Raw genomic sequence first — 19,275 nt, forward strand, 5'->3', positions numbered from 1 at the left:
TAATTATCGACGCTTCAAGCCAAGGCTGATGCCGCTGCAACGCTCGCAGCCCTGCCCGACATCACAAGGCGGCCGAAGCCGCGCTCGGTGGATGTCAATGGCTGCTTGACGGCGGCGGCAGCGCGTTTGAGCTACCGTTGGCCCGCCCCTTTTGAAGGACGGGCCTCGAGAGAGCTGTTATTTGCGAGCGAGGAACTCGCTCATTCGATCCGCACGTCCCAGACTCTGGTAAGTGTCGGGTCTTGCTGCTCGGAAGTAGGCAGCGAGCGCAATGCCGGCAAGAAAAGGACCCAAAAGCACGGCGAGCATCCAGAGGTTCTCGCCGGGGGCGCCGCCAACCACGAGTTCCAGATGCGCGATCGCATAGAAGACGGTGACCGTCATGGCGACGCCTGCAATGGCCGGAGCGACGAAGACCTTGAAGACGTTGCTGGTCTTTGGAATTCCTGCTCTCCAGAACCAGGCGATTACCGAGAAGCTTACAAGAGCCATCAACACGATCACGCCGACGCTTCCGATACCAGTACCCATCGCGTACATAACGGCACCGTCAGCGCCCGCTATCATAAAGGGGAGGACGAGTACCGCGGCCACAATGGCAACTGCTGTAGAGGCGACATGCGGAGACCAATGGCGTTCGTGAACCTTTGCGAGCGCTGTAGGAAGGGCCTTGTCCACGGCGAGGTTAAGAACGTAACGCGACAGCACGTTATGAATCGAGATGAGCGCCGCGATCACTGAGAGAACGACGGAGAAGTAACCGATCTGCTCAAAAACCGGAGCTACAAACCTTCCAATGGCGATGCCGAACATCGAGGCTGGTGCGTTTTTTGCGACTTCCCAGGCTTGCGCCCCGAACGCTGAGGTAAGCGCATAGCAAGACAGCGTGTAAAGCAGCCCGACGAAGAGTACCGCACCATATGTCGCGCGCGGAATCGTGGTGTCCGGATCTCGTACTTCGTCGCGAAACAAAGCCGTCGCCTCGAAACCCATGAAGACAAGGATCGCGTAAAGCATGGTCACAGCCATGTCGCCCTCCGCGAATGCGCTCGGCGTAAATGGAACGACCGACAGACCCTCGGCACCACCATTGATCAGCACGGCGACGTTGAAGATCATCACGATTGCGACCTCGATGAGCATTGCAACGGCGAGGATCTTGGCGGAAAGCTCGATATGGAAATAGCCTAGCGTACTTACCAGCGCCCATCCAGCGAATGCCCAGATACCCCATGAAGTCTGGGGCAACCCTATGCTTTGGAGAAGTGCGTTCACGGTGACGCCAAGCTGAATGTAGACGCCGGCTAGAATTGTAAGATAGGCCGCGACTGCAAGGAATGCGGCGCCAAGACCGACGACGTTACCTAGGCCCGAACTAATAAATGCGTAGAAGTCGCCCGGCTTGGGAACGCTTCTCACCATCGCTACATATCCGACGGAAAATAGCAGAAGAAGCAGCAAGGCCAGGATGAAGCCGAAAGTCGCACCCGGTCCATCGAAGAGAATGGTGAAGGGGATGAACCCCTGCACCACTGCGATCGGAGCCGAGAAAGCCAGCACCGTTAGCATAAGCGCTCCCGCGCCCATCTGCCCCGCGAGCCGCGGCTTTTCGCGAACGCCCGCGGCGTCGCCTCGGAGGATGCCAATCTGTGCAGCTCCGGAGATATGCGTAGTATCAGTCATGGAATTGTTCCCCATTGATTGTTAGAACCGACAACGCTTTTCGATTTCGACGAGATGTGGCTTTTTACTCCTTCGGGATTTCAGCGATGGCGGAGATCTCGATCAGCGCGCCTGGTATTGCCAGGCTGGTGACTCCCATCGACGTCCACGCGGGATAGGGTGCCGGGAAGATGTCCCTCTTGAGAGGCAGAAACCATTCGTTGACCAGCGTGCAGTCACCGACATGAAACGTATTCATGACGATCACGTCCGTGAAAGTGCACCCGGCCGCGGCTAGGACCCGCTCCAGATTCTTCAAGGCTAGAGATGCCTGCTCTTCTGCCGACGCTCCAAGCTGTCCGTTTGCGTCAACCCCGATCTGGCCGGCGATATAGAGCAAGCCGTTTGCGATCCTGCCTGGTGCAAAACCATAGTTTGCAGCGCCTTCCATGCCGGCTGGCACCACCGCCTTGGGTTTATTTGCGGTCATTTCAGTAGTTCTCCTTTGATTTGCTGGGCAGCGGCTTCCCCTGACTGCACAGCACCCTCCATGTAACCAGTCCAAGCGGGAGCGGATTCAGTTCCCGCAAAGTGAATGCGGCCGATCGGGGCGCGCAGCGACGAGCCGCAGGTGCTCAGCAATCCAGGCGGCATATGGCAGACAGGTCCGCCCATCGTGAATTCGACATCGTTCCAGTTGGTCTCGATGTAGGCTTGCGGCTTTAACGCCTCGTCTCCGAAGCAGCGGGCTACGGCATCGAGCATTTCGATGCGCCGCGCCTCCTCCCCCGAGCCGAACCACTTGTCGTAGTTCGAGCCACCAATGAAAATGACGAGGGTCGCGAGCTCGTCTCCGGGACGAGTCACGTCCAGCGCGAAGAAGCCGGGCGAGAGAGAGAAGATTTCACCGGAGAAACCGCGATCCAACCAGAACTGCTTCTCGTACCGGATCTGCAGTTTCATATAGCGGCCAAAGTTCGTACGCCGGTTGATTTGGCGCCGGGCCGACGGAAGTTCGGGATGAAAAGCGATTTTCGCAGCGGCGGCCGGGGGCAAGGCCAGTACAACGCGCTTTGCAAAGTACTTTCCATGATGCGTAAGCACCTCGACCTGCTCGTTGCCGTGGGTTACGGAGATCACTCCTTCACCGAGGTGCACGCTCCCAGCCGGCAGCTTGTCTGCGATGCGCAACGAGATCTGCTGAGCGCCACCAACCCACAGCATGACGTTCGCCGTCACCTGCAGCGCGTACATGTCTTCGCACTGCGCGACATAGAAGGCGAAGAACAGCAACGATATTTCCGAAGGATCGACGCCGGTGATGATGGTGACGTCGCTGCCGACGATCTTTCGGACGAGAGGATCGGCGACGTTGTCGGCGAGCCAAGAGGCCATCGTCATCGCGTCCAGCTCGGCGGCATCGGGAGCATCCCACGGGCTGTCCTTGCCGACCTTCTTGGCGAGCTCGTCTATTGCAGCGAACGCCTTCGATAGTTCCGCTTGCAGACTGCTTCCATTTCCGACGGTCTTTTCCGGATAGCTGCCGTCTTCCGCAATCAGGATCTCGGTTCCAAGATCCCAGACCATCTTTCCGGCAGGGCGGGCCTTAACCATTTCCAAGCCCAGTTCCTTACCGAGCCGCTGGGAACGTCCGTGGGTGGTGCCGATAAACATGCCGCCAAAATCCAGCGCGCCGTTCGGATATTCACTGTCCGACCAGGTTCGACCACCGACGCGGTCTTTTCCATCAAACAGCAGAACGCTGAGACCACTTTCGGTGAGCTGCTTTGCGGCGGTCAGGCCTGAGAGGCCGGCTCCCACCACAATCACGTCGGCGTTTTCGGTATTAGCATTCATTTAACTAACTCACATTTGTTAAGTCTATTGACCAAGTTTTGTTTGGATTTCTCAACTCGGCAGACCGCCCACCTCGACGGACGCCAACGTCATGCAGCGCGGCGATTGATGGAAGCCAGAAACTGATCGGCCCAATTGAGCGCCGACTGCGAAAGCGACACGCCCTTTGCCGCGTCATGACGGCCCGTCTCGCCGATCTGATGGGCGCCAAGTTCGCTCAAAAGGCTGGCGACGACGTCGATGCCATTTCCGTATGTCTCGTAGGTACTGTCACCCAGACCGAAGGCACCAAACTTGAGGGTGGCAAGATTTGGTTTGGATGCGCATAGCGCATCATAGAATGGCTGGGTGGTTTCGGGCAGTTCGCCCTCCCCATATGTGGAGGTGATGACGATGACTAATCCAGACGCGGACAACTTGTCGACGTCGCATTCCTCCATTGGGACGACCTTGGCCTCTTCGCCGTTCTCTCCAAGAAATTGGGCGATGTCGTCGGCCGCCATTTCAGAGTTGCCGCTCTCTGTACCGAAAAGGACTGTGATCATTCTATGTTCCCTGCTCTCTCTGTTTCGCTGCCTTGTCCGCTACGTTTTCAAGCGTGTCCGTACGGACATTAAAAACTAACGTAAGTTAGCTTAAGCAAACACCGTGCCAGTCCCGCCGACCTCCATAAAACGGTGTCTCGTCAACGTTTGCTGGACCTATGTGCCAGCCATTTGTGCGGCCTTGCCATCGTTGCACAAATTCTAATCAACGAGCGCGTACTGGACTAAAGCTCCTTATGCATCCGCCGCTAGCCTCTTTGCGGGGCAGCCGTCGTCTTGAGAGGAGGCGTTTCTGATGAAAAGTGCTCGAGAATAGACTCGGCGGGCTCGAACCCATGGCGGCATTCAAAGATCCGCGTAAGTGCTCGCTCCACCGCACACTTCAACTCTCGTTCGTCTTAAGAGACTATCCTCCTCAAAACAGGCCCTTCCGAACGTAACCGGAACTTATAGATTGATATTCAAAACCTCGCGTGACAGTACTTGCCAATCTGTACGGCGAAATTGCCAATCAGACGATCGGCCTGCATAACGGGCGCAGGCGCCGCCAATGCGGCGACGCCTCCTCTTCAAATCAGAACGGCACGTCAAGGTTGATGTCGAGACGCTTTACCAGCCAGTTTTCGTCACCGCCCTTGGTCAGGTCCACTTCGAAGATGCCCATCGTTACTGGGCTCACCTTGCTGTCGGCCGCCGACAAGAGCGTCATGTAGCAACGGACCGTGGCAGCCATGTCGGTTTGGCTGACGAAATGATGATTGCTAAGGCAGTGCCGGCGGCGATCCGTTTGGCTATTGCGCATGCCTTGGAGGCCGCCAACGATCTCCTCGCGCCCGCGCATCGGGCCCCACGAGATATCGGTACCCGCAACTTTCCCCCCACTGGTAGCGTCCTCAGCGAAGACGCTTGCGAGAAGGGAGAAGTCATTCTCATCGAAGCCCCAGGCATACTTAGCGAGGGTGTCGATAATGGTTTGACGATCATTTAGATTCTGGGACATTTTCCTCTCCAACCGACTCGCCCCCCGAATGCCGACCCTCACAGCCGGCTGACGGGGAGCCTAAGATTTCCCCCTCAGGGGTACTGAGTTGAAGCTAATCGTTCCCGCCGGCATCCGCCGCGAGCGGATTGACAAACTTTACGCGGAACAGGCCAAAATGATGTGCGAGCGGCGCGCGACACTTGCAACGCCAGAACGATGTCGTGCAGGCTTCGAAGGTGGCTTTCGATCTCCACGAGTGATCAAAGCTCTGCATATGCAATGATACGGCCAAGGATTTCGTCGATGTATTTGACAACTTACCCCGTTGCCCGAAACAGACGCCTTCGGAAAACGGCGTCGCTCCGAAACCTCGTCGCCGAGAACAACGTCACGATGAATGACCTTATTTATCCCGTCTTCGTTGAAGAAGGGATTTCGCGACGCGTTGAGATAGAGTCGATGCCTGGCGTGTTCAGGGTTCCCGAAGCGGAACTGCGCGACGAAATAGCAGCCATTTACCGCGAAGGCATACGGGCTGTGATGATGTTTGGTGTATCACATAACAAGTCTCCCGACGGATGCGATTCATGGGCTGAGAAAGGCCTTCTCGCCAGGATGATCCGAACCGCAAAAGAGGCTGCTCCGGAGCTCGTTGTCATTTCTGACAACTGTTTCTGCGAATACACAATCGACAGCCATTGCGGCGTCAGCCACAACGGACACGTCGACAACGATCAGACGATCGCGAACCTGGGCCGGCAGGCAGTTACCGCGGTCAAATCTGGAGCCGACATAGTTGCCCCATCGGCCATGATGGACGGCCAGGTGAAAGCAATCCGGAAGGCACTGGACGACGCAGGGTTCACCGAGACGCCCATCATGGCCTACTCTTCAAAATTCGCTTCAGGTTTCTATGGACCTTTCAGAGAAGCCGCGGGATCGACCTTGCTGGGAGATCGAAAATCGTACCAGATGAATTGCTTGAATGGCCGCGAGGCACTCAGGGAATCTTTGATTGACGAGGCAGAGGGAGCCGACTTCCTAATGGTGAAGCCGGCCCTCGCCTATCTGGACGTATTGGCTCGGTTGAGCGAGCGAACGCTTCTTCCCCTGGTCGCCTACCAAGTAAGCGGGGAGTACTCCATGATCAAATTTGCTGCCCAAGCGGGCGCGATCGACGAAAAAACGGTGGTTCGCGAAACGTTGGGTTCGTTCAAACGAGCAGGAGCCGATCTCATCGTTACCTATTTTGCCAGAGACATTGCGAGAGACGGTTACTGAGCGTGCAAGAACTGCGAATCTCTTTGTTATTGCAAACGTCACCGATGAGCGAGCTCGACCAGACTTCCATCGAACGGCTACAGCCCAATCTCATTCAGTCTCGGCACGACGATCTCCCGCCATCCCGAGACCGCACCTTTGCCAACCTGATTGCCGCCAAGCCTCCAGAACAACATGCAGGCAGCCTGCCGATCGGCGGCGCCCGTTGGCAGACACCCAGGAGCGAGGACGCGCCAGAAACCCCAAGGGCATTGAACAGATGGGCACGCGCCGTGCCACCCAGGCGGACGGGATAGAACGGGCGCTGCAGCGAGATATGGTCGCGATGACCAGCGACATTGTACCAAGCCGACCAGACCCCGGAGCCGAATGATATCAGGGCTTCCCGGAAAGATCCGAAGCCGGCTGCTCGTGCATAGGCCTCCGGCAGGCCAATTGGGAAGTCGAAGCCGACGAGGAACCAGCCAGGATCGATGGCCCGACGCCGCAGCCGCTCAAACAAACTCGATGTGTTACCGACGAGTTCCGGAGGCTGAACATACCAGTGTCCGCCGTGCTTGATGGCCACAGCCATCCAGCGCTTTTTCTGCTCCAGACCCCAATCGCACTGGGCGACTACCGCGCACTCATACTACATCCGATTCTCGTCATCATCCGCATGATTATCTTCCGGACGTCAGATCACCATCTGTCAGGATTTGCATCACGGCCTTTTCATCCATTGCCTGGGCATCAAACAGCGCCTTGGCGAGGGCATGGAAGGTCGGCCTGCGCCTCCTGAGGATAGCCACCGCCCGGTCGAGTGCCGCCTCCAGTCTTCCATGGACACGAGCCGCGAGCTCGGCGTCACGGTCCAGAACCGCGCCCGGATCGCGATGGGGTCGATAGAGCAGCGGATGCTCGCTCCCGAATCCAAGGACGCGCTCCATATCCAAGGCAAGCCGCGTGGCCCGCGCCAGATCGCTGTCGTCGACACCTCCGGAACCGCTCGAGACACGTTTCAGCACCAGTTGCTCGGCAGCCCGCCCGGCCATCAGCATGGTCAGCATGTTTTCATACCAGTCGCGGGTGTCGGTGGCCCAGACGTGGAAGCCGACGAGATTATAGCCGCCCTCGCCGGTATCGATATTGAGACCGCGAACAGGTCCGAGATCGAGGGCATGATGCACGACCGCATGCCCCGCCTCGTGGAAGGCGTAGTGCCAGCGCAGATTATTGGGAACAGGCGGGCGATGACCGCGGATGCCTTCTTCGATGTCCTCATAGCGGATCGCCCGCTTGCCACGCCGCGCTTTTAACCGCGCTTCCCGGACGATGCGTTCGATATCAGCGCCCGTCAATCCCATCGCCCGCGTGGCGAGACGCCTGAGGATCGTATCGGCGGAGCTGCCTTCTTGCGCGGCCGCCGACAATTCCGGCGCGTTGCTGATCTGTGGCTCGGTCATCGGCTGGCTCGGCCGAGCTACCTGCTGAGCGGAATGCTGGAGTGCGCCGAATGCGGTGGCTCCTACGCCATCATGGCCAAGGAACGCTACGGCTGCTCCAACCGGACGCCCAGTCTGTCCCCGAGATATTGGAGGAGTTGAAAGCGCAGGGATACATGGCGGAAGGCGAATTCACCTACGAGCTTACGCCGTCGCCAACCTGATCATGCAGAACAAAATATGAACAAAAGACAGAACGTCAAGAATGAATTTAATTCGCTGACGTTTACCGGCCTGAGCGCTCATTAAAACCTTCTCGAGGACGCTCGCTGCGCCGTCCAGCCCAAAAGCCACCGTTTCCTTTGTTGACCGTAGCAATTGGCCAGACCTGCGAGTAAGAGCCTATTTGAACATGCTCAAGACGCCGCGAGGATGGCGAAACGGACCCAGCCGTACTTCAACCGTGGAGTGAAGCTGTCAACCACGAACAGGCGCGGTCTACGGCCACCGTCCTCCGTGACTTCAACGGTACGAGAACGTTGTATCTTCCCTCCACTGCGATGCTCGAGTCATCGAGGGCGACCAAGCTTCCATCATCCAGGAATGTCTGAACCAACACACCCCATCCCAATGCAACACCCTGCCCCGCACGTGCGGCCGAGATGGTTTCGGTATAGTGATTGAAGCGAAGCGAAGGCTTAAACGGAAAGCCAAGACCTAGCCGGGCCATGCAGTGGCTCCAAGTGAGCCAGGATCTCTCCTCGGCTTCGGTGTCTATGAGATCATCCGTATTACTTAGAGGACCAGGGGCTCGACGTTCCAAGTAGTCCGGTGAACAGACCGGGGTTATAGAGTCTCCCCTCGACGCAATGACCGTGCCATCATTGAAGGGCGGTATCCCAAACCTGATGGCAACATCCACTTGCCCCTCGTCGAGGTCGATCTTGCTGTCCTGCGACACAACACGGATCTGGATGCCGGGATTCTGTGCGCGAAAATCAGGAAGTCTTGGAAGCAACCAGAACGACGAGAACGCGACAGTTGCTCCGATGGTGACGACGTCCTGGGACGAGCTCCTGATGGAGTGTATCACATCCGAAATGTTGGCGAAGCTCTGAGCGAGCGTCGTGCCAAGTAAAATACACGCGGGTGTAGGCTCGATTGCTCGATGCTTCCGCACGAACATCAGCTCTCCAAGCTCTTCTTCGAGAATCCCGATCTGGCGACTGACAGCAGCCTGCGTGACCCCAAGTTCACCCGCCGCGGTCGTGAAGCTCTTTCGCCTCAATACGGCTTCCAGCATGATCAGTGACGTGAGCGACGGCAGCCGTTTCCGAAATAACATCTCAGGACCTTCACATAAGCCTGCGTTATGCGAGCGTGATTTTTTATGCCGTTGAACACGTTGCTTAGCAAGAGCAAATTCGCTCCATCAAACCAATGGGGAACTCTATGCTGAACAGGCTGCCATCCGACATTTCCGCTCTTCTTGAAGCACGCACACCGGGCCACTCGCTGCCAGCGGGCCTGTACACCCGCGAAGACGTTTTCGAGGCGGATATCGACGTCTTCTTCCACAAGCACTGGATCTGCATCGGACTGGACTGCGACGTGCCCGAACCTGGCGACGCAACGGTCGTGGACATCGGAAAGACAAGTCTAATTCTGCTCCGGGACGACGAAGGCGAGATCCGCGTGCTTCACAACGTCTGTCGCCATCGCGGATCGCGCCTGCTCGATCCCGGAACGACAATCGTTTCGAAGCTGGTCTGTCCCTACCATACATGGACATACGAGCTCACAGGCGAACTCTCTCATGCCCCGCACATGGGCAAGGACTTCGACAAGGAGTGCCACAGCCTCAAGGCCGTGAACTTCAAGTCGATCGGAGGACTGATCTACGCCTGCCTGTCTGACAATCCGCCGGAAGACATCGCCAGGCTCGAAGAGACGATGCTGGAGCGTCTCGCTCCATATGACATCCGAAATGCCAAGGTGGCTCATCAGACCGACGTCATTGAGAACGGCAACTGGAAGCTGACAATGGAGAACAACCGCGAGTGCTATCATTGCTCCGCGAACCATCCGGAACTCTGCGTTTCCTTTGTCGACCTGGATTTCGGGTTCGATCCGGAAACTCTCAGCCCGGAAGACCTGGAACAGGCCAGGGAGCATTTCCGCCTCTACGAGGAGCGCACCAAGGGCTGGGAAGCCGACGGCTACCCCTCCGCCGCGGTCGAGCAACTCCTGGACTGTGCAACGAACTTCCGGAGCCAGCGGCTCATTATCGCCGGCGCGGGCGAGTCCCAGACCCACGATGCGACCGCCGCCTCGTCCAAGCTTCTTGGCCATATGACGCGCAAGGACCTTGGCGACGTCCACCTCTGGGGCATGAATGGCTGGAACCACTTCATGGGTGACCATGCCGTCGTAGCCATCGTCATCCCCCTCTCGGCAGGAAGAACGCTCGTGAGGACGAAATGGCTCGTTCACAAGGACGCCGTCGAGGGTAAGGACTACGATCTCGATAAGCTGACCGACGTCTGGATTGCGACCACCGATCAGGACGCCGATCTCGTAGCACGCTCGCACGCCGGCGTCCTCGACCCTGCATACAGACCGGGCCCATACTCGAAGTTCTCCGAAATTGGCCTGGACAAGTTCGCCACTTGGTATGTCGACCGGATGCGCGCTCATGGGTATTGATCTGACCTCCGTCCAGCTTGCACCGGGCTCGCGTCCTTTCTGGGATCCGGAGACGGACGAGACGCTCGTCTGCATCGACGTCGATCAGGAGACGCACGACGTCAAAAGCTTCACGTTCGCCTCTCCGGAGGGAAAGCAGTTCCAGTTCGAGGCCGGGCAGTATTTCCTGTTCGACTTCCCCACAGGCGCGGAAGGAGAGGCGCGCTGCTACAGCATTTCCTCGTCGCCGCAGCGAACCAACACGTTCACGGTTACCGTGAAGCGCGTTCCTGGCGGAAGAATCTCCAACTGGCTGCATGACAACATGGCGCCGGGAATGTCGGTCAAGGGTCAGGGGCCACTCGGGCACTTCACCCGACCGAAGAACGGCAGTAACAAACTCCTGCTGCTATCCGGAGGCTCGGGGATCACCCCGGTCATGTCGATCACCCGAGACCTCGCCGATCGTTACGAAGCCGCGGACATCGTGTTCCTCCATGCTGCGCGAACGCCGAGCGACCTCATCTTCCGTCACGACCTTTCAGGACTGGCCACGCGCATGAAAGGCCTGCGTCTGCAGTTCCTCCCTGAAAGCACCGTCGGCGAGAAGTCGTGGCCGGGCCTGACCGGCCGCATCTCGCCGGAATTCTTCAGGCTGGCGGTTCCCGACATATCGGAGCGGGTCGTCATGTGCTGCGGCCCAGCACCATTCATGTCGGCTGCACGCTCTATCTGCGAGCAGCTTGGTGTTCCTCCGTGCAACTACATCGAGGAGAGCTTCGATGCCGCAGTGATCGACGAGCCAGTAGCGATCGTTGAAAATCAGCCAGCAGCGAAGTTCTACCAGGTCGAGTTCTCGAAGCAGAAGAAGAATCTGGAAGTCTCCTCTGCACAGACCGTTCTGGCAGCTGCGAAGAAGGGCAGCGTCCGGCTTCCATCCTCGTGCTCGAACGGCGTCTGCGGAACCTGCAAGTCAAAGCTTGTGTCCGGCTCGGTTGAGATGAACCACAACGGCGGCATCCGCCAACGTGAGATCGATGCCGGCTTCTTCCTGCCGTGCTGCTCCAAGCCCCTCAGTGACCTCGTTATTGATCGATAGATCGGAGTTTCTGATGCTGAAGGAAAAAGAGACGACAGCTTCGGGTAACACCGATGTGTTCAAGGACGAGCGTAAGAAGGCCTATCTCAACCCGGAGGGGGCGGATCGCCCTCTGGTGAGCGCCATACCTGCGTCGACACTAGATCATGCGAGACGATATCGTCTTGGCAGACTGCGCCAGCAGATGCATGAATGGGACTGTCCCGCCCTGCTCCTCTATGACCCGGTCAACATCCGCTATGCGTTCGACTGTTCCAACATGAGCATCTGGACGATGCACAATCCTTCCAGATATGCGCTGATCGTTGCGGATGGTCCGGCGATAATGTTCGAGTTTGATGGATGCGAGCACGTCAACGACGGGCTGCCGGGGATCGACGAGATCCGCACCTCCAAGTCATTCCTTTTCTTCACCGCAGGAAACCTGGTCGAGGATCGGATAAAGCCCTGGGCTGACGAGATAGCAGACATCCTCTCTTCACACTCGGGTATCGGGCGCATTGCAGTCGACCGTCTCGAGCCTGCTCCTGCGGCAGAACTTCAGCGAAGAGGCTTCACGCTTCTCGACGGACAGGAACTCGCAGAACGGGCGCGCTCCATCAAAAGTGCCGAAGAGATCGAACTCATGCGGTGGACCATCAGGGTCTGCGAGGCCGGAATGGCTAGAATGTACAAGGTCTCGGAGCCGGGTCGCACCGAGCGTGAGATCTGGGCGGAACTGCACTTCGAAAACGCCCGCAGCGGCGGCGAATGGCTCGAGACGAAGCTCCTCACAGCAGGAGCTCGAACGAACCCGTGGTATCAGGAATGTTCGGACTACGTGGTGCAGCTCGGCGAGATGATCTCCTTCGACACGGACATGATAGGACCCTATGGCTACTGCGCCGACCTTTCGCGATCGTGGACATGCGGTCATGTGGCGATGTCCGGGAAGCAGAAGAGCCTGTATTCCGCCGCTCGCGATCAGATCGAGCATAACCTCTCGATCATCAGGTCAGGGATGACCTTCCGGGAGTTCAACGAGAAGAGCTGGCGGATACCTGAAAAGTATCAGCCCTATCGCTACACTCTTGCAGTTCATGGAACGGGCATGGCAGACGAATGGCCAGGCATCCTGCTACATCCCGACTTCGATCCTCAATTCGAAGGGGTGATCGAGGAGGGCATGGTGCTGAACGTGGAAAGCCTGATCGCGGAGAGCGGCTCCGAAAGCATCAAGCTCGAAACCCAGGCACTTGTCACGCCGGGCGGAGCCGAGCGCCTGGACACGTTCCCCTGGGAGGACGAGTGAGGTTCTCAGTCAGGAACGGCTCGAGACACTTCGATTTTGGGCTGGTGTCTAAGTAGTTTCAGTTCGCGGACAGACTCGCAGCGGGTGTTCGGTTGTCCGGAAAACGTGGCTGGCGGCGCTTCTGCATCCGCCAGCCGCTTCATACGTTCAAGCGGCGAGCGCCCCACTCTTCCTCGCGGTCCATGTCGCGATGTAGTCCATCAGTCCCGGTGACAGGCAATCGTAAGGTTCGAGACCAGCCTGCTTGAGCGTCGAACGGACCTCATCCATCTTTGCAGGATCGTAGCCGCTCTCGATGATGGAGGAAACGAAGGCTGCAAAGCCAGGCTTGGCCCATCCCTTTCCATCGAAGCGCTCGGGGTGGATGAACGAGAGTCCCTTGAACGGGTGGTCACGCTCAACCGGGCCATACATGTGAACGCCGCAGTCCTTGCAGGCGTGACGTTGAATGAGCGCCGACGCGTCCACCACTTCGAGCTTGTCGCCGTTCTCAAGCACCTCGACCTTGTCGGTCGGAGCGACGGCAACGATCGAGAACGCCGAACCGTCCGGCTTCCAGCACTTCGTGCAGCCACAAGCGTGGTTGTGCGCGATATCACCGGCAACCTTCACCCTCACCGGATTAGTGCTGCAATCGCACACCAGCGTTCCGCCTGAGAAGCTTGCGTCTGTCGCCTGGTAACCTGAATCAACAACTGGATGAATATTTAAGCTGGGCATGATGTAATCCCTTTCCTCCCGAGCCGGAGCGGGATTGCTCCGGCCAAGCTGCATCCTTCACCCGCAGAGCCTATCGGCGTGCCAGCGCAGGTGATCATTCATGAAAGTCGATATGAACAGATAGGAATGGCCGTAGCCTTCCTGCATCCTGAGGGTCATCGGAATACCTGCCCTGCGACACGCATCTTGCAAATCGTTGGGCCGCAGCCCCTCATCAAGAAAGGAGTCGCTGGTTCCCTGATCCACAAGCAAATCCCGAACTCGCCGGCCGTCCTCTATCAACGTGCAGGCGTCGTACTCCCGCCAGTCCGATTGGTCCCCTCCGAGATACTTCTCGAAGGCCGAACGCGACCAATCCGAAATGCTTGGATGAGAGATCGGGGCGAAAGCGGAGCAGCTTTGATATCGTTCCGGGTTTTTCAGAGCGATCGTGATGGCACCGTGACCCCCCATCGAATGTCCGAAGATACCCTGCCGTCCCATGTCGGCAGGAAACTCGCTCTCGATCAGCCTAGGAAGCTCGTGGACGACATAGCTATACATCCGGTAGTGCGAGGCGAAAGGGACTCGGGTGGAATCGAGGTAGAACCCCGCCCCTTTTCCAAACTGCCAGTTGTCTGGGTCGTCGGGGACGCTCTCGCCTCTAGGGCTCGTGTCCGGGCACACTATGATGAGCCCGAGTTCGGCGGCCAGCCGCCGATACTCGCCCTTGTCCATGACGTTGGCGTGCGTACACGTAAGACCAGAAAGGTACCAAAGAACAGGTAGCCTTTCCTCGGACGCCTGCGGTGGAACGAAGACCGCAAAGGTCATCTCGCATCCGCAGACATCCGAGCGGTGCGAGTAAACACCCTGGATTCCGCCAAAGGACTTGTCGGTGGAGATAGTCTTCATTGTTCAGTACACCACGACGCCGCGGATCGATTCACCCTTGTGCATCAGGTCGAAGCCCTTGTTGATGTCTTCGAGCGGCATGGTGTGGGTGATCATCGGGTCGATCTGGATCTTGCCTTCCATGTACCAGTCGACGATCTTCGGCACATCCGTGCGGCCGCGCGCGCCACCGAAGGCGGTGCCCATCCAGTTGCGGCCGGTGACCAGCTGGAACGGACGCGTGGAGATTTCCTGACCGGCGCCGGCAACGCCGATGATGACCGATTTACCCCAGCCGCGATGCGAGGCTTCCAGCGCCTGGCGCATGACCCTGGTATTGCCGGTACAGTCAAACGTATAGTCCGCGCCGCCGATCAGGTCGCCGTTACGCTTCGTCATGTTGACGAGATAGGGCACGATGTCGTCACCGACTTCCTTCGGATTGACGAAATGGGTCATGCCGAATTTTTCGCCCCAGGCCTTGCGGTCCGGGTTGATGTCGACGCCGATGATCATGTCCGCACCGGCAAGGCGCAGGCCCTGCAGCACGTTGAGGCCGATGCCGCCGAGACCGAAGACGATTGCGGTGGAACCGATCTCGACCTTGGCGGTGTTGATGACCGCACCTATGCCCGTCGTCACGCCGCAGCCGATGTAGCAGACCTTGTCGAAGGGCGCGTCCGGGTTGATCTTGGCGAGTGCGATCTCGGGCAGAACAGTGAAGTTCGAGAAGGTCGAGCAGCCCATATAGTGATGGATCTTGTCCTTGCCGATCGAGAAACGGCTGGTGCCATCAGGCATCACGCCCTGGCCCTGTGTGGCGCGGATCGAGGTGCAGAGATTGGTCTTGCGCGAGGTGCAGGAGTAGCACTCGCGGCATTCCGGCGTGTAGAGCGGAATGACGTGGTCACCTTTCTTGACCGAGGTGACACCGGGTCCGACATCAACGACGATACCTGCACCCTCATGGCCGAGAATGGCCGGAAACAGACCTTCCGGATCGGCGCCCGAGAGGGTGAAATCGTCGGTGTGGCAGATGCCGGTGGCCTTGACTTCGATCAGCACCTCTCCCGCGCGGGGGCCCTCTAGCTGAACGGTCATAACTTCTAATGGCTTGCCTGCCTGAACGGCGACAGCAGCGCGAACGTCCATCGTATCATCTCCTTTTCTACGTCTGTTATCGGTGAGTGCGGCTGTTCTGCGCGCTTTCAATCCACGCCTTCTATCAGGATGAAATCGGCGTCGGCCGCGCCGTCTCGGAGCACCTTGGCATGAGCATACTCATCGCTCTCCCAGAAGGCCTTGGCCTGCTCGAGGCTCTCGAATTCGAAGATCGCCATGCGAGGCCGGGGCGCGCCCTCTACAACCACGGCACTTGCAGGCCGTACGAAAAGCCTACCACCGAAGCGCTCGAGAACTTCCGTCGCAGCGGTTCCATACTCCGCGTACTTCGTCGGGTCCGTCACCGTGAGCTGTGCAATCAGATATCCCTTGGCCATCTCAGCTTTTCCTTGGTTCGATTCTACATGTTCGCATAGACCGGCCCCTCGCCGCCCTGCGGCGGCACCCAGTTGATGTTCTGGTTCGGGTCCTTGATGTCGCAGGTCTTGCAATGCACGCAGTTCTGGGCGTTGATGACGTAAACTTGCCTGCCGTCCTTCTCCACCCATTCGTAAACGCCCGCCGGACAATAACGCGTGGAGGGCCCGGCATAGACGTCGTGTTCGGAGCGCTTCTGCAACTCCATGTCCTTCACCTGAAGATGCACCGGCTGGTCCTCTTCATGGTTGGTGGAGGACAGGAACACCGAGGACAGGCGGTCGAAGGTCAACACGCCATCCGGTTTCGGATAGGCGATCGGCTTGTGCTTCGAAGCCGGTTCCAAGCTCTGCGCATCCGTCTTGCCGTGCTTCAGCGTGCCGAAGAAGGAAAAGCCGAACAGCTGGTTGGTCCACATGTCGAGACCGCCGAGCCCGACGCCGACCAGCGTGCCGAATTTCGACCACAGCGGCTTGACGTTGCGCACCCGCTTCAGGTCCTTGCCGATATCGCCTTCACGCCATTCGGCCTCGATCTCGGCCACCTCGTCATGGGCGCGGCCTGCGGAAATCGCCGCGGCGATCTTTTCCGCCGCCAGCATGCCCGAAAGCACCGCATTATGGCTGCCCTTGATGCGCGGCACATTGACGAAACCGGCGGAACAGCCGATCAGCGCCCCGCCGGGGAAAGTGAGCTTCGGCACCGACTGATAACCGCCCTCGGTGATGGCACGCGCGCCATAGGAGATGCGCTTGCCGCCCTCGAATGTGTCGCGGATCGCCGGATGCGTCTTGAAACGCTGGAATTCCTCGAAGGGATAAAGATAGGGGTTCTTGTAGTTGAGGTGCACCACGAAGCCGACGGCGACGAGGTTATCTTCCAGATGATACAGGAACGAGCCACCGCCGGTCTTGAAGCCGAGCGGCCAGCCAAAGGAGTGCTGCACGAGGCCCTGCTTGTGGTGTTCCGGCTTGACCTGCCAGAGTTCCTTGATGCCGATGCCGAATTTCTGCGGCTCGCGATCTTTCGACAGGTCAAATTTGGAAATCAGCTGCTTGGCGAGCGACCCTCGCACGCCTTCACCGATCAGCACATATTTGCCGTGCAGTTCCATGCCGCGGGTGAAGTTCGGACCCGGCTCGCCGTTCTTTTCGATGCCCATATCGCCGGTGGCGACGCCGATGACGGCGCCTTCGTCGTTATAAAGCACTTCGGTGGCGGCAAAGCCCGGATAGATCTCGACGCCGAGCGCTTCCGCCTTTTCCGCCAGCCAGCGACAGACGAGGCCAAGCGAGACGATGTAATTGCCGTGATTGTTCATCAAGGGCGGCATCATGAAATTCGGCAGACGGATGCAGCCGGCCGGGCCGAGGAACATGAACTGGTCGTCCTTGACCTCGGTCTTGAAGGGATGCCCCTCCTCTTCGCGCCAGCCCGGCAAAAGCCGGTCGATGCCGATCGGATCGACCACCGCGCCCGAGAGGATATGCGCACCGACTTCGGCGCCCTTTTCCAACACAACGACGGAAAGATCAGGATTGACCTGCTTCAACCGGATCGCGGCAGAGAGGCCAGCAGGTCCGGCGCCGACGATCACGACATCGAACTCCATCGATTCACGTTCCGCAAGCTCCTGATCGCTCATCGGCATCTCCCATCGAAGTCATTGCTGACCATGTGCAAAGTGCTGCACGGGCCATGCGGTGCAGCCTCCCACACAACTTGCCCAGCGTTGAACGAACGCTCGTCAGATAGCCTGAAGGACAGGTTCACTTGACCCTCCCGATTTGATCTCAGACGGCTGCATCTCCTGATAGACACGCGAAGTATCCTCCTCGAAGTGTCGAAGCTCCTCCTGCCGCCGCTCTTCCGACCATCCTGCCGCGCTGGCAGCGATATGCGAAATCTCTTCCACGCGGCTGCGTCCGAGATCCGGATCCAGTCCATCTTTCAAGCGTCTGCGGATCAGGTCTACGAGACGGACCACATGTTCCTCGCGAACGATCGCAGGTATATCCATGTTGGCCCTTCGGGGAAGAATGCCCTTTGGCGGCTCGCCTCGTTTTCCAAGCTTCTTCTCGACGCACTGCGCTACGAGGCGCCCTGCGTGCCGATGCATCATGATGTAGGATCCGGTGACCGTTATGAGACCGGGTCTTTCCGGATTCTCGAAAGCTCTCACCGGAAGGCTGACTGTCTCCCCATCCAGTGTAGACATGGGCCGGACTCCGCACCATGCGTGAAGCACATCATGTCTGGTGAGATTGAGCTTCGGGAAAAGCAGGTTTGCTTCGTTGAGAATGTAGTCGATCTCGGATCCAAGGACTCGAACATCGTCCGGATCGTCCTCAACGACAAGCTCGGTCGGCCCGATGAAGTGATGGTCCCCCCAAGGAAAAACATAAAACGTCTCCCCCTTGCTGGAGAACGCCTCAAGCCCCTGCCCTCTCCAAGCATCCGGAAGGCGTACCATGACGTTCACGCCCTTTTTGCCAACTACGCGCTTTTTCTTCCCTGCGCCTCCGCCCGGAATACGATCGACCCAGGGCCCCGCAGCGTTGACGATCGACTTGGCGACGACACGCGCCTGCCCAGACGGGCCTGGCGCCTGATCTTCGAGAGAAACCTCCCATTGCGGTCCTATCTCCCTGATAGCCGTGACCTTTGCATAGGTCCGGATCGTGGCACCACGCGCCTCGGCATCCAAGGCGGTGTCAACGCAGATGCGCTCGGGCCAGTCGTACATATACTCGTCGAAGACGCCAACGCTGGAGAGCGGCCCGCCAAGGGATGCAACTAGGTCGCTTTCCCCACTTGCCACGGTCGGCGACAAGCGCCTGAATGCGAGCGGAACTCCGCGGCTGCAGAGCGTCTCCATCATTCGGAAGCCGAACTCGACGAGCCAGTGAGGATATCTGTCGCCCTTTCGAAAGGGATAGTGAAACCTGTGCTTGGGGAGACGGCCTGGCATGTCCTTCAGCAGTTCGGCCCTACAGTGCATGATGTTGCGAGCGTAGAGGAAGCGCTTAAGGACGGCTATCGGCCGAAGAGGTATCTGCCAGAGCGGAAATGGTGGAGCGAGATAGCCCACTCCCGAATACAACATGCGGCTTGAGCGTGACGAGGTGCCCGATCCGATATCAGCCCGATCGACCAGAAGAGTCTCAAAACCGCGACCCGCCAATTCGCGGGCGGCCGCACATCCAACCGCGCCTGCGCCTACCACGACTACGTCATAAACACGGTCTCGGAGCGAGGTTATGCGGCTACCAGTCTCGAAAGCATCGGTTTCCATCACAGCTCCCTAGATCGCCTTC

Annotated in this window: 18 protein-coding genes; 4 read left to right on the plus strand and 14 right to left on the minus strand. The window is 58.5% G+C overall.

The features are described from left to right. Window positions 1–177: 177 nt before the first annotated feature. The 5 genes from O3S81_RS25340 to O3S81_RS25360 form a co-directional block, all read right to left on the minus strand. Window positions 178–1,683: an APC family permease gene (locus tag O3S81_RS25340; protein ID WP_269347584.1), complete on the minus strand. Its 1,506-nt coding sequence runs from the start codon at window positions 1,681–1,683 to the stop codon at window positions 178–180. A 64-nt stretch (window positions 1,684–1,747) separates the two neighbouring features. Further along, window positions 1,748–2,152, minus strand: a complete 405-nt coding sequence (locus O3S81_RS25345; RefSeq protein ID WP_269347585.1) for a Rid family hydrolase — start codon at window positions 2,150–2,152, stop codon at window positions 1,748–1,750. Then, window positions 2,149–3,519 (minus strand): flavin monoamine oxidase family protein, encoded by a 1,371-nt coding sequence (locus tag O3S81_RS25350; RefSeq protein ID WP_269347586.1) that lies wholly within the window; start codon window positions 3,517–3,519, stop codon window positions 2,149–2,151. The genes O3S81_RS25345 and O3S81_RS25350 overlap by 4 nt, the downstream gene beginning before the upstream one ends. 89 nt (window positions 3,520–3,608) lie before the next feature. Continuing rightward, on the minus strand, window positions 3,609–4,064 hold the full coding sequence (locus O3S81_RS25355) for a flavodoxin domain-containing protein (protein ID WP_269347587.1): 456 nt from the start codon (window positions 4,062–4,064) through the stop codon (window positions 3,609–3,611). Between the two features lie 574 nt (window positions 4,065–4,638). Further along, window positions 4,639–5,064 carry a nuclear transport factor 2 family protein gene (locus tag O3S81_RS25360; RefSeq protein ID WP_269347588.1) on the minus strand — a complete coding sequence of 142 codons (426 nt, stop codon included), beginning with the start codon at window positions 5,062–5,064 and terminating at the stop codon, window positions 4,639–4,641. Between the two features lie 285 nt (window positions 5,065–5,349). Here O3S81_RS25360 and hemB point away from each other — a divergent pair, with 285 nt between their 5' ends. After that, window positions 5,350–6,327 carry a porphobilinogen synthase gene (gene hemB, locus O3S81_RS25365; RefSeq protein ID WP_269347589.1) on the plus strand — a complete coding sequence of 326 codons (978 nt, stop codon included), beginning with the start codon at window positions 5,350–5,352 and terminating at the stop codon, window positions 6,325–6,327. A 94-nt stretch (window positions 6,328–6,421) separates the two neighbouring features. Here the strand turns inward: hemB and O3S81_RS25370 are convergent, their stop codons facing one another. The 3 genes from O3S81_RS25370 to O3S81_RS25380 all read right to left on the minus strand — a co-directional run bounded on the left by O3S81_RS25370 (window position 6,422) and on the right by O3S81_RS25380 (window position 9,096). Continuing rightward, window positions 6,422–6,901 (minus strand): hypothetical protein, encoded by a 480-nt coding sequence (locus tag O3S81_RS25370; protein WP_269347590.1) that lies wholly within the window; start codon window positions 6,899–6,901, stop codon window positions 6,422–6,424. Window positions 6,902–6,989: 88 nt separating this feature from the next. Beyond that, window positions 6,990–7,772: an ATP-dependent Zn protease gene (locus O3S81_RS25375; protein WP_269347591.1), complete on the minus strand. Its 783-nt coding sequence runs from the start codon at window positions 7,770–7,772 to the stop codon at window positions 6,990–6,992. Window positions 7,773–8,208: 436 nt separating this feature from the next. Further along, window positions 8,209–9,096 carry a LysR substrate-binding domain-containing protein gene (locus O3S81_RS25380; RefSeq protein WP_269347592.1) on the minus strand — a complete coding sequence of 296 codons (888 nt, stop codon included), beginning with the start codon at window positions 9,094–9,096 and terminating at the stop codon, window positions 8,209–8,211. 107 nt (window positions 9,097–9,203) lie between these two features. On the opposite strand from O3S81_RS25380, the gene O3S81_RS25385 reads away from it, so the two are divergent. The 3 genes from O3S81_RS25385 to O3S81_RS25395 are packed head-to-tail and all read left to right on the plus strand — an operon-like array spanning window position 9,204 to window position 12,826. Further along, window positions 9,204–10,457 carry an aromatic ring-hydroxylating oxygenase subunit alpha gene (locus tag O3S81_RS25385; RefSeq protein WP_269347593.1) on the plus strand — a complete coding sequence of 418 codons (1,254 nt, stop codon included), beginning with the start codon at window positions 9,204–9,206 and terminating at the stop codon, window positions 10,455–10,457. Next, entirely contained in the window at window positions 10,447–11,535 is a 1,089-nt protein-coding gene (locus O3S81_RS25390) for a hybrid-cluster NAD(P)-dependent oxidoreductase (RefSeq protein WP_269347594.1), read from the plus strand. The genes O3S81_RS25385 and O3S81_RS25390 overlap by 11 nt, the downstream gene beginning before the upstream one ends. A gap of 13 nt (window positions 11,536–11,548) precedes the next feature. Continuing rightward, window positions 11,549–12,826, plus strand: a complete 1,278-nt coding sequence (locus O3S81_RS25395) for a M24 family metallopeptidase (RefSeq protein WP_269347595.1) — start codon at window positions 11,549–11,551, stop codon at window positions 12,824–12,826. Window positions 12,827–12,973: 147 nt separating this feature from the next. On the opposite strand, the gene gfa is transcribed toward O3S81_RS25395, so the two are convergent. The 6 genes from gfa to O3S81_RS25425 all read right to left on the minus strand — a co-directional run bounded on the left by gfa (window position 12,974) and on the right by O3S81_RS25425 (window position 19,253). Then, the gene (gfa, locus tag O3S81_RS25400) at window positions 12,974–13,546 is read right to left on the minus strand and encodes an S-(hydroxymethyl)glutathione synthase (RefSeq protein ID WP_269347596.1); all 573 of its coding nucleotides are present in this window, start codon (window positions 13,544–13,546) and stop codon (window positions 12,974–12,976) included. A gap of 57 nt (window positions 13,547–13,603) precedes the next feature. Beyond that, window positions 13,604–14,440 (minus strand): S-formylglutathione hydrolase, encoded by an 837-nt coding sequence (gene fghA, locus O3S81_RS25405; RefSeq protein ID WP_269347597.1) that lies wholly within the window; start codon window positions 14,438–14,440, stop codon window positions 13,604–13,606. 3 nt (window positions 14,441–14,443) lie between these two features. Next, window positions 14,444–15,571, minus strand: coding sequence for an S-(hydroxymethyl)glutathione dehydrogenase/class III alcohol dehydrogenase (locus tag O3S81_RS25410; protein WP_269347598.1), 1,128 nt, complete (start codon window positions 15,569–15,571; stop codon window positions 14,444–14,446). A 56-nt stretch (window positions 15,572–15,627) separates the two neighbouring features. Continuing rightward, window positions 15,628–15,918, minus strand: coding sequence for a DUF1330 domain-containing protein (locus O3S81_RS25415; protein WP_269347599.1), 291 nt, complete (start codon window positions 15,916–15,918; stop codon window positions 15,628–15,630). Window positions 15,919–15,941: 23 nt separating this feature from the next. Continuing rightward, window positions 15,942–17,603, minus strand: a complete 1,662-nt coding sequence (locus O3S81_RS25420) for an electron transfer flavoprotein-ubiquinone oxidoreductase (RefSeq protein WP_269347600.1) — start codon at window positions 17,601–17,603, stop codon at window positions 15,942–15,944. 102 nt (window positions 17,604–17,705) lie between these two features. Continuing rightward, window positions 17,706–19,253 (minus strand): FAD-dependent oxidoreductase, encoded by a 1,548-nt coding sequence (locus tag O3S81_RS25425; RefSeq protein WP_269347601.1) that lies wholly within the window; start codon window positions 19,251–19,253, stop codon window positions 17,706–17,708. Window positions 19,254–19,275 lie beyond the last annotated feature (22 nt).

Origin of the sequence: Agrobacterium sp. SOY23, from assembly GCF_027212525.1 — a bacterium.
In the GTDB taxonomy this organism is placed as follows: domain Bacteria; phylum Pseudomonadota; class Alphaproteobacteria; order Rhizobiales; family Rhizobiaceae; genus Agrobacterium; species Agrobacterium tumefaciens_I.